This window comes from Thermincola sp. GK-1, assembly GCF_059412445.1.
Map to the genome: position 1 here is coordinate 44,140 of NZ_JBSQAT010000009.1, position 11,028 is coordinate 55,167.

Genomic DNA, 11,028 nt, shown 5'->3' on the forward strand with positions numbered 1-11,028 from the left:
AACAAAGGCCAGGTGTATATACATACATTTGGCCTTTATTGATGTGCAGGTTTAGCATCGAAAGAAATTATGTTATAATAAAGGCAGAATGTCCCAAGGGAGTGCGGCATATGTCCTTTTCTACCACTACCAAAAACGAACTGGCCCGCATAAAGGCTGTGAAAAGGTGCTGCCAGTTGGCAGAACTTGCCGCTATTATAAAACTTGACGGGTTAATCCAAATAAGCGGCAACCATAAAATGTCCCTGCATATCCTATCGGAAAATGCCGCGGTGGCCAGGAAGGTTTTTGCCTACCTGAAATCGGTATTTGGTGTGCAGACGGAGATACTGGTGCGCAAAAAGCAGCGCCTGAAAAAGAATAATGTTTATACGGTGCGGGTATTGTCCCAGCAGGGGGTCAGGGAGGTGCTCCGGGAAATTGGTATTATCGACAGCCAGGGGCACTTTGCCGATAAAGTTAAAGCATCACTTCTGACCAAGGATTGCTGCCGGCGGGCCTTTTTACGGGGAGTATTTCTGGGCGGTGGTTCCGTTAACAATCCCGAAGGAACTTATCACCTGGAGATATTAATCAGCGATGCCGATTTTTGCGACTTTGTCTGTGCGGTTTTGCACAGCTATCATCTGCCGGCCAAGGTCAGCCGGCGCAAAAATTGGTTTGTCATTTACCTCAAGGGCAGTGACGAAATTGTTAAACTGCTCAATTTAATGGGGGCCCATTCGGCTTTGTTGAATTTCGAAAACGTGCGTATTTATAAGGACATGCGCAACCAGGTAAACCGGCTGGTTAACTGCGAGACAGCCAACCTGAACAAGACTGTTGATGCGGCTTTACACCAATTGGAAAACATAAAAGTGATTGATGAATACCTGGGTCTTGGTAACTTGCCCCCCAACCTGAAGCAAATAGCTGAACTACGGCTGAAGTACCCGGATAGCAGCTTAAAAGAGCTGGGAGAAATGCTAGACCCCAAAGTTTCAAAGTCGGGGGTAAATCATCGTTTTCGTCGATTGCAGCGTATCGCCGAGGATTTAAAAGCCGGCAAGAAAGTAAATTTTTAAAGGCTGGGGAAGGAAAGGCATGATCAGTTTGCTTGACCGGGAATTAAGAAATTTAACTTTGGATGCCATGATGCAGGCCAGGACCAGGTGGAAACACAGGTCAGAACAGCCTGCCGCGGATTGGGGTAAGTTTATCTGGTTTATGGGAACCGGAGGCAATCCGGAGGCAACTATCGGCCAATGCCCCGCTACGGCAGGTTTTGTTTTGGGACTGGGCAAGTCTTTAATTTATGTGGATCCCGGTCCGGGGGCGCCCAGTAAAGCAGCGGAAGCAGGCGTAGACCCCGGTTACCTGGATGCCATATACATTTCTCATGGTCATACTGACCATTACGCCGGGGTGGAATCTCTCATCGAGGGTATGTGTTGGGCCATGTCCCGGGAAAGAGGACTGCTGTTGGTGCCGCAGAAAGTTTTGACAGAGGGGCTTATTTCCCGTTTTCACCAGGGTTTGGGTGACAAGGATTACTATAAAGGCGGTCCGCAGGTGCAAATTCTCAAGGCTTACGAAAAAGTTAACATAAATGAATTAATACTTACTCCTATCCCCGTACACCATGGGGGAGAAAATTACGGGTTTGTTTTGGATGCCGGTGGGCTGCGAATTGGATATACGAGTGATACGAATTATATTACTTCATTCGTTACACCTGAGGGTATCAAAGAATACGGTCGCTGGGGGCCGGTAATGGACCTTTTAGAGATAGAGGATTACAGGGAAGATTTAAAAAAGGTATTTACGGAAGTAGATGTATTAATTGCTAATGTGACATCACACAATGCGTTAATGCATAGACATTTAACAGCGATTGGCTTAGCGCACTTATTAAAGAACTCTTCGGTTCGCATGTGCATCATAACCCATTTTGGCTACTCCTGTGTACATCCGGTGGATTTGCGGGATAAGATTGCTCAATATGTTACAACTGAATCGGGTGTCCTGACTATAGCGGCAAGGGACCTGCAAAAGTTTGAATTGGATAATTTTTAAAAGTAGGAATTCTGTAAAAAAAACAGAAAATATAAAAAATATAAAATAAAACAAAGTATTTAATTTTTAACGGATACGAATAAACGGCAACACAGGTGGGGAATAGCCGAACTATTTGAAGCTAATAAAAATGCAAAAAAGGCTGTTGATTAAGGGTAAGGTATAACGATTGTCAGACGGGGAGTGCAGCGGAATGCGTATAGGATATGGGATTTTTCAGGAACAAACCCAAAAGTTAATGATGACTCCCGAATTGCGGTTAGCTATCAAAATCCTCCAGTATTCCGCCACTGAGCTGGCTGAATATATTCAACAGGAATTGGCCGAGAATCCTGTTTTGGACATAAAAGAAGAGGAGAATGTGCTGGAGGAACCTGCCGCTGAGGATAAATATGATATTGACTGGCATGAATATTTTGCCGATACAAGTGACCTTGGCTTACCGACCACCGGTCGGGAAGAAAAGGAAGAATTTTATTATGAACATATATTAAGTAAAGCTCCTACACTACAGGAACACCTAAACTTTCAGCTCTGTCTGACTGAACTTACAGATTTGCAGAGAAAAATATGTGAGTACCTGATCGGTAACATTGATGAAGCAGGTTATTTGCAGATCGGGCTGGAAGAGGCGGCCTTTAAGTTTGGCCTTTCCTGCGGTGAAGTTGAAAAGGCATTACGTATCATACAAACCTTTGAGCCTTATGGGGTGGGAGCCAGGAACCTGTCTGAGTGCCTGCTGATCCAGGCGGAAAACCTGCAATTGCTCAATCCCGTACTCAGCCAGGTCATCGAACAGTATCTTCCGGAACTGGCCAGGGGCAAACTGGCAAAAATTGCCCAGGAAATGAATGTAAGTGTACAGGATATTCAAAAGGCCTTTGATATTATTAAAACCCTTGACCCCAAACCGGGACGCCGATTTTCCGGCACCAATGATGTGCGTTACATTGTTCCCGATCTAATAATTGAGCGGGTTGACGGGGAATACGTAGTCATTATCAATGATACTGCTGTTCCCAGGTTGGTTATAAACGGCTCTTACCGCGATATTCTAAAAAATGAAACAGGGGAAGCAGCCAGAAAATTTATTGAGGAAAAACTTAATTCGGCAGCCTGGTTAATCAGGAGTATAGAACAGAGAAGGCTTACTCTTTACAAAATTGCCAGGTGTCTGGTGGAGTTGCAGAAGGATTTCCTTGATTACGGCGTCAGGCGGCTGAAACCTTTAACTTTGAAGCAGGTTGCCGAGCGGGTAGGGGTGCATGAATCTACCGTAAGCAGGGCCACAGCCAACAAATTTGCGCAAACTCCCCAGGGTTTGGTTGAATTGAAATTCTTTTTTGCGCATGGTGTTGAAAACAGTACCGGTGGCATGGTCTCTGCAGAAAGTATAAAAAAACAGATTACAGAGATGATTGCCCATGAAGATGAGGCAAATCCCTTAAGTGACCAAAAGATTTGCGACCGTTTGAATTTGCAAGGTATCAAAATTTCTCGCCGGACAGTGGCCAAATACAGGGATGAGCTGGGAATACCCCAGGCGTCAGTCCGTAAGAGATATGAATAAAATAGAACAAAATCCGACAAAATTTATAAATGATTATTTTCACAAAACAGGAATTTTCGGTTGCTTTGGAGAATAAATCTCTTCAGGTGCGGCAAAAATCTCCATTTCTTTTGCCTGGCGCGGGACGCCATTGTAGGCCGTGGGACAAAAAATGACCACCCTCAGTGAATAAAAGGGGAAATTACATGAAGGATATCATCGCACTCCAGCAGAAGATTGCTCCCGAACTGATAGAACTGCTTGAAAGACGATATACTATTATTCGAACCATTTCACTGACGCAGCCTGTTGGCAGGCGTTTTCTGGCTCATCATTTGAAGCTGGGGGAAAGACAGGTGCGAAGTGAAACGGAGTTTTTGAAAAACCAGGGATTGTTGGAAAGTGACAGTACAGGTATGAAAGTAACCGCAGAAGGCGAACGCCTGCTGGTCCAACTGGCCGAATTTATAAAAAACCTGCACGGCTTAGTGGAAACAGAAGAATTCATCGCCCAATCCCTTGGTTTAAAAAAGGTTATCATCGTTCCCGGGAACAGCGATAAGGATGGCACAGTAAAAAAGGAAATGGGACGGGCAGCGGCCAGGTTTATCCGAGAGATCCTTTTTCCCGGAGCTGTTATGGCCGTTACCGGAGGTACTACTTTAAGGGAAGTTGCGGCTACCATGCCGGTGGGTAATGCCCCTCACGAGATTACTGTAGTACCTGCGCGGGGCGGCCTCGGAGAGGATGTGGAAGTTCAGGCCAATACAATAGCCGCCATCATTGCCAAAAAGTTACGGGGCACATACCGGTTGCTGCATGTACCGGATAACTTAAAGGAAGAAGCCATTCGGCTGTTGGTAACCGATCAGCATATAAAGGAACTGGTTGCCGAAATTAAGAGTGCCGATATCCTGGTACATGGTATTGGCAATGCCCGGGAGCTTTCAGAAAGCCGAGGCGATTCTCCCGAGGAAACAGAGGAATTAATCAGCCAGGGGGCTGTGGGAGAAGCTTTCGGACATTATTTTGCTGCTGACGGCAGCATAGTTAAAAACATTCACAGCCTGGGAATCCGGCTGCGAGACCTAAGGAATATATCAACTGTGATTGCTGTTGCCGGCGGGGAAAAAAAAGCAGCAGCAATTTTATCTGTGCTGAAGAACAACCACGAAGATGTGCTCATTACTGACCAGGGGGCTGCAAATAAGATTACCGCTTTAATTAGGGGGTGATTTTTGAGTAATTTGTTTGACTTTGACAAAGAATATAGTTACCACACTTTAAGGAGGAGATCGCAATGACTGTTAAAATTGGCATTAATGGCTTTGGACGTATTGGCCGTTTAGCGTTTAGAGCAGCAGTTAACACGCCGGGTATTGAAGTGGTTGGCATCAACGATTTGACCGATGCCAAGACTTTGGCCCACTTATTAAAATATGATTCGGTGCATGGTATTTTCAATGCCGATGTGCAGGCGGCCGATGATGCTATAGTTGTGAATGGGAAATCCGTTCGGGTAACTTCTGAAAAGGACCCGGCTGCCCTGCCATGGAAAGAGTTGGGGGCACAAGTTGTCGTCGAGTCTACCGGTCGTTTCAGGAATCGGGCGGAAGCTGCCAAACACCTGGAAGCCGGCGCCAAAAAAGTTATCATTTCGGCTCCTGCCAAAGAAGAAGATATTACCATAGTCATGGGTGTTAACCATGAGAAATATGATCCTGCAAACCATCATGTCATATCCAACGCATCCTGTACTACGAACTGCCTGGCTCCTTTCGCCAAGGTAATCCACGAGAAGTTTGGCATTGTCAAAGGTTTAATGACCACGGTCCACGCCTATACCAATGACCAGAACATTCTGGACCTGCCCCATAAAGACCTGAGAAGGGCCAGAGCCGCAGGCATGTCCATTATTCCCACTACCACCGGAGCGGCTAAAGCTGTTGCGTTAGTACTTCCGGAACTGAAAGGAAAACTTAACGGATTTGCTATGCGGGTACCTACTCCTAACGTTTCCGTGGTTGATTTGGTGGCACAACTGGAGAAATCCACCACTGCAGAAGAAATAAATGCAGCCCTTAAAGCAGCTGCAGAAAATGAGCTCAAGGGAATAATGGCTTATACCGATGAACCGCTGGTATCCAAAGACTTTAACGGCAACCCGCACTCTTCGATAATAGACGGGTTATCCACTATGGTAATTGAGGGCAATCTGGCCAAAATCGTTTCCTGGTATGACAATGAGTGGGGTTATTCCTGCAGGATAATTGATTTGATTAAGTACATGGACAGCAAAGGAATCTAAACTATAGAATAACTAAGGAAGGTGGCAGTAAATCAATGGAAGTTAGCTCTGTAAAGGACATCGACGTCCGGGGCAAACGGGTTTTTTTAAGGGTAGACTTTAATACGCCGTTGGATGAACAGAATAATGTGTCTGATGATACGAAAATCAGAGCTTCATTACCCACAATCAATTATCTCCTTGAACAGGGAGCCAAAGTAATCATTGCATCTCACCTGGGGAGGCCCAAAGGACAGTTTAAGCCGGAATTCAGTTTGAAACCTGTGGCAGAAAGACTTATGCAACTCCTGAACCGTCCGGTCAAGCTGGCCGAAGACTGCATCGGGGAAAAAGCGCTGAAAGCCGTGGAAGGGATGCAGCCTGGAGATATTGTTATGCTGGAAAACGTCCGCTTCCACGAAGAAGAGACGAAGAACGATCCCTCTTTTGCCAGACAACTGGCCCAATTGGCCGACGTTTATGTGAATGATGCCTTTGGTACCGCCCACAGGGCTCATGCCTCTACGGCCGGAATTACCGAGTACCTGCCTGGCGCCGCCGGGTTTTTGATGGAAAAAGAAATCAATTACATGTCAAAAGCGCTGGAATCGCCCGAACGCCCACTGCTAGCTATTATAGGGGGTTCCAAGGTTTCCGATAAAATTCTGGTATTGGAAAACCTGATCGGCAAAGTTGATACTATTCTTATCGGTGGCGGTATGGCCAATACCTTCTTCAGGGCCATGGGCTATAGCATGGGAAATTCGCTGGTAGAAGAAGATAAGCTTGATGTGGCAAAGAATACAATGGATAAAGCCAGGGCCGCAGGTGTCAAATTCATGCTGCCTGTTGACCTGATGATGGCGGACAAAATAGAAAAGAACGCACGCCACCAACTGGTGCCTGTTGATAAGGTGCCTGATGGTTGGGCCGCCGTAGATATCGGACCAAAAACTGCCGAGTTATACGGCCGCGAAATAGCCAGGGCCAAGACAATTATCTGGAACGGTCCCATGGGCGTGTTTGAAATAGATGATTTTGCCAAAGGCACTAACTATATTGCTCATGCTGTTGCAGAAGCTGATGCCCTTACAATAGTCGGCGGAGGACAATCCGTTCAGGCTATCCGTAAGTTAGGGTTAACAGACAGGATATCCCATGTTTCTACCGGCGGCGGAGCATCTTTGGAGTTCCTGGAAGGAAAGGAACTTCCGGGAATTAAGGCGCTGGAAAAAAAACCGGTGGCGGTAAAATAGCTTTTCGGTTGAGTTCCGAAATTTATGAGGTGTAGATATGAGAGTTCCGATTATTGCCGGTAACTGGAAGATGTTTAAAACCGTTGAAGAGGCTATAGCGCTTGTCAGTGAGCTAAGCAAAAAAGTTCAGGATGTGGAGGGCGTGGAGATAGTTGTATGCCCGCCCTTCACCGCCCTCGATGCAGTAAATGAAGTACTGAATGATTCCCAAATTGTGACAGGAGCGCAGAATATGTTCTGGGCCAAAGAAGGCGCCTATACGGGAGAAGTATCTCCGGTAATGATTAAAAATGTTGGCTGCAAATATGTCATACTGGGTCACTCCGAACGGCGGGAGTATTTTGGGGAGACTGACGAGACCATTAACAAAAAGATAAAATCAGCTTTTGAACATGCCCTGATCCCTATCCTATGTGTGGGCGAAAAGCTTGAGCAAAGGGAAGCCGGATTAACTGAACAGGTTGTCAGAACACAAACGGAAGGAGCTTTAGCTGGGATTCCTGCCGGTCAGGTCTCCCAGTTGGTTATTGCTTATGAACCCGTTTGGGCTATTGGAACGGGGAAAACGGCATCAGATGAGGACGCGCAGAAGGTAGTCGCTTATATCAGAAAAGTCATAGCCGAACTTTACGAGGCAGATACAGCTCAGCAGGTCAGAATCCTTTATGGCGGTAGCGTTAAACCTGAAAACATTGCCGGCTTAATGAAACAACCGGATATTGACGGGGCTTTAGTCGGAGGAGCCAGCCTTGATGCAGAAAGTTTTGCCAGGATTGTCCGGTTTAAATGGAGGTAGATAGCTTGACCGTAAGAAACAGGCCCGTTGTACTGACAATTTTAGACGGCTGGGGAATCGGCGACGCATCCGAAGGGGATGCCATAGCCAAAGCCAAAAAGCCTAATTGGGATGCATTGCTGGCTGAATATCCCAAAACCCAGTTAGGGGCCTCCGGAGAAGATGTTGGCCTGCCGGAAGGACAGATGGGTAATTCCGAGGTTGGCCACCTGAATATAGGGGCCGGTAGGATTGTTTACCAGGAATTTACGCGCATTACCAAAGCCATAAAAGATGGTTCATTTTTCGATAATGAAGAATTGCTGAAGGCAGTCAACCATACCAAACAAAACGGTTCAGCGCTGCACCTGATGGGGCTTTTGTCTGATGGTGGCGTACATAGTCATATATCTCATCTGTATGCTTTGCTGGACATGGCTAAGAGGAATAACCTGCGAAAGGTTTTTGTCCACGCATTTCTCGATGGCCGTGATGTACCCCCTGCTAATGCCAGGGAATACATTGATGCACTGGAAGCAAAATTTGACGAGCTGGGAATCGGGGCCATTGCCACTGTAATGGGCCGGTACTATGCCATGGACCGGGACAAGAGATGGGAGCGGGTACAAAAGGCATATAATGCCATGGTCTACGGGGAAGGCCTTAAATCTACCCTGGCTTCAGGCGCGGTGGCCCAATCCTATGAAAAAGGGGATACAGATGAGTTTGTCATACCGACCGTTATCATTGACAAAAACGGGGACCCTGTAGCCAGGGTAAAAACAGGCGATGCGGTAGTATTTTATAACTTCAGGCCCGACCGGGCCAGGGAAATAACCCGGGCTTTTGTTGATGAAAATTTTGACGGATTTAACCGGGGGCCTAACCCGCCCAAGGTTTACTATCTATGCATGACCCAGTATGATAAGACGATTAACGCCCCTGTGGCTTTTAAACCGCAGGTGCTGGTGAATACCTTTGGTGAATACATTAGCAAGCACGGATTAAAGCAGTTGAGAATAGCTGAAACAGAAAAATATGCGCATGTTACCTTTTTCTTTAACGGCGGTGTGGAGCCTCCCAATGAAGGTGAAGAGCGCATTCTAATTCCTTCGCCCAAGGTTGCTACTTATGACCTTAAGCCGGAGATGAGTGCATACGAAGTAACCGATGCCGTCGTCAAGGAAATTGAAAAGGATAAATTTGATGTAATAATATTAAACTACGCCAACCCTGATATGGTAGGACATACCGGGGTAATGGAAGCGGCTGTTAAGGCCATAGAAGCGGTGGATGAATGTATAGGACGGGTTGTACAGGCCGTAATGACCAAGGGCGGAACGGTATTATTAACGGCCGACCACGGCAATGCCGACCAAATGGTTGACCCGGCTACCGGTCAGCCGCAAACAGCTCATACCGTCCACCGGGTGCCTTTGATTTTGGTAAGTAAGGAAATGAAGAACGTCAGGCTGCTGCCTGGCAGGTTAGAGGATATTGCTCCTACCATGCTCTACATCCTTGGTTTGGAAAAGCCGCCTGAAATGACCGGGCAGTGCTTGATAGCCAAGGAAAAGGACATAGAAAAATAAAAATTTTGAGGGGGTCCCGAAAATGACAATTATAGCAGATGTTGTAGCCCGCGAAATACTGGATTCCAGGGGAAATCCCACCATCGAGGTGGATGTTATTCTGGAAGACGGTACTCTTGGCAGGGCTGCCGTTCCTTCCGGCGCTTCCACTGGTGCCCATGAAGCGGTAGAGCTGCGGGACGGGGACAAAGACAGGTATTTGGGTAAAGGGGTGCAAAATGCCGTTAAGAATGTAAACGACATCATTGCGCCGGAAATCATCGGATTTAATGCCCTGGATCAGGTGGGTATCGACCAAATGCTCATTGGGCTCGATGGCACACCCAACAAGGGCAAGCTGGGAGCCAACGCAATTTTAGGCGTTTCCATGGCTGTGGCAAAGGCCAGCGCGGAATTTCTTGGTTTGCCGCTGTATCAGTACCTGGGCGGATTTAATGCCAAAGAGCTGCCCGTACCGATGATGAACATCCTAAACGGTGGTAAACATGCTGATAACAATGTGGATATCCAGGAATTTATGGTTATGCCTGTTGGGGCGCAAAGTTTTGCCGAGGCCCTCAGGATGTGTGCTGAGGTTTTCCATAACCTGAAAGCTGTGCTAAAAGGCAAAGGGCTTAACACTGCTGTCGGTGATGAAGGCGGTTTTGCCCCAAATTTGAAGTCCAACGAGGAAGCCTTGGCGGTAATTATTGAAGCCATAAACAAAGCCGGGTACAAGCCAGGACAAGATATTATGCTGGCATTAGATGTTGCCGCTACGGAGCTTTATAAAGAAGGTAAATACGTGCTGGAAGGGGAAGGCAAAGCCAGGTCCTCTGACGAGATGATTGATTTCTATGAAGAACTGGTCGGCAAGTACCCCATTATTTCCATCGAGGACGGATTGTCTGAGGATGACTGGGAAGGCTGGCAGAAACTAACCGCCCGTTTGGGCAAGAAGATTCAGTTGGTTGGTGACGACCTCTTTGTAACCAATACGGAGCGACTGAAAAAGGGCATCGACAATGCTACTGCCAACGCTATCCTGATTAAGGTTAACCAGATTGGTACGCTGACGGAAACCTTCGATGCTATTGAAATGGCCAAGCGGGCCGGCTATACGGCTGTAGTCTCCCATCGTTCGGGAGAAACAGAAGATACCACGATAGCTGATATCGCTGTGGCCACCAATGCCGGCCAGATTAAAACAGGCGCCCCATCCCGTACCGACAGGGTAGCCAAATACAACCAACTGCTGAGAATTGAGGAAGAGTTAGCTGAAATTGCTCAGTACAAGGGTATGAAAGCTTTTTATAATCTGAAAAAATAAGGAATAATTCCCTTGTCTCTATTATAAAGTAATAGGGACAAGGGACATTTGCTAAGTTTTTTTAATCTTCATTATATTACAACAAATGCAGTTGTAATTTCGTCCATACTATGCTATAATTGTGCATCATGGATTATCCTGGTTAACGGAGGTGATATGAACTTAAAAACAGTTTCTGGATATACCGGAAACCTTTGTTTATAAG

Annotated in this window: 9 protein-coding genes; all 9 read left to right on the forward strand. The window is 46.6% G+C overall.

The features are described 5' to 3' along the window. The first annotated feature begins 110 nt into the window (after positions 1–110). Positions 111–1,064, forward strand: a complete 954-nt coding sequence (gene whiA / locus ACSNJE_RS09905; protein WP_013121540.1) for a DNA-binding protein WhiA — start codon at positions 111–113, stop codon at positions 1,062–1,064. A 19-nt stretch (positions 1,065–1,083) separates the two neighbouring features. Then, on the forward strand, positions 1,084–2,055 hold the full coding sequence (locus tag ACSNJE_RS09910) for an MBL fold metallo-hydrolase (RefSeq protein ID WP_495252589.1): 972 nt from the start codon (positions 1,084–1,086) through the stop codon (positions 2,053–2,055). A gap of 193 nt (positions 2,056–2,248) precedes the next feature. Next, positions 2,249–3,625, forward strand: a complete 1,377-nt coding sequence (rpoN, locus tag ACSNJE_RS09915) for an RNA polymerase factor sigma-54 (RefSeq protein ID WP_495252590.1) — start codon at positions 2,249–2,251, stop codon at positions 3,623–3,625. A 185-nt stretch (positions 3,626–3,810) separates the two neighbouring features. After that, a complete protein-coding gene (locus ACSNJE_RS09920) occupies positions 3,811–4,839 on the forward strand; it encodes a sugar-binding transcriptional regulator (RefSeq protein ID WP_052217485.1) in 1,029 nt (342 codons plus the stop codon). A gap of 65 nt (positions 4,840–4,904) precedes the next feature. Next, positions 4,905–5,912: a type I glyceraldehyde-3-phosphate dehydrogenase gene (gene gap / locus ACSNJE_RS09925; protein ID WP_013121536.1), complete on the forward strand. Its 1,008-nt coding sequence runs from the start codon at positions 4,905–4,907 to the stop codon at positions 5,910–5,912. A gap of 35 nt (positions 5,913–5,947) precedes the next feature. After that, positions 5,948–7,147 carry a phosphoglycerate kinase gene (locus ACSNJE_RS09930; RefSeq protein ID WP_052217479.1) on the forward strand — a complete coding sequence of 400 codons (1,200 nt, stop codon included), beginning with the start codon at positions 5,948–5,950 and terminating at the stop codon, positions 7,145–7,147. 37 nt (positions 7,148–7,184) lie between these two features. After that, positions 7,185–7,943, forward strand: coding sequence for a triose-phosphate isomerase (tpiA, locus tag ACSNJE_RS09935; RefSeq protein ID WP_013121534.1), 759 nt, complete (start codon positions 7,185–7,187; stop codon positions 7,941–7,943). Positions 7,944–7,948: 5 nt separating this feature from the next. Further along, complete coding sequence (gpmI, locus tag ACSNJE_RS09940; RefSeq protein WP_495252591.1) at positions 7,949–9,514, forward strand: 2,3-bisphosphoglycerate-independent phosphoglycerate mutase; 1,566 nt, start codon at positions 7,949–7,951, stop codon at positions 9,512–9,514. Between the two features lie 22 nt (positions 9,515–9,536). Further along, positions 9,537–10,823, forward strand: a complete 1,287-nt coding sequence (gene eno, locus ACSNJE_RS09945; RefSeq protein WP_052217475.1) for a phosphopyruvate hydratase — start codon at positions 9,537–9,539, stop codon at positions 10,821–10,823. Positions 10,824–11,028: the final 205 nt, after the last annotated feature.

Excerpts from the sequence above, each read along its gene's own strand:
- whiA (WP_013121540.1), top strand. The coding sequence starts at position 111 with ATGTCCTTTTCTACCACTACCAAAAACGAACTGGCCCGCATAAAGGCT.
- eno (WP_052217475.1), top strand. The coding sequence starts at position 9,537 with ATGACAATTATAGCAGATGTTGTAGCCCGCGAAATACTGGATTCCAGG.
- tpiA (WP_013121534.1), top strand. The coding sequence starts at position 7,185 with ATGAGAGTTCCGATTATTGCCGGTAACTGGAAGATGTTTAAAACCGTT.
- ACSNJE_RS09920 (WP_052217485.1), top strand. The coding sequence starts at position 3,811 with ATGAAGGATATCATCGCACTCCAGCAGAAGATTGCTCCCGAACTGATA.
- gap (WP_013121536.1), top strand. The coding sequence starts at position 4,905 with ATGACTGTTAAAATTGGCATTAATGGCTTTGGACGTATTGGCCGTTTA.
- ACSNJE_RS09910 (WP_495252589.1), top strand. The coding sequence starts at position 1,084 with ATGATCAGTTTGCTTGACCGGGAATTAAGAAATTTAACTTTGGATGCC.
- rpoN (WP_495252590.1), top strand. The coding sequence starts at position 2,249 with ATGCGTATAGGATATGGGATTTTTCAGGAACAAACCCAAAAGTTAATG.
- ACSNJE_RS09930 (WP_052217479.1), top strand. The coding sequence starts at position 5,948 with ATGGAAGTTAGCTCTGTAAAGGACATCGACGTCCGGGGCAAACGGGTT.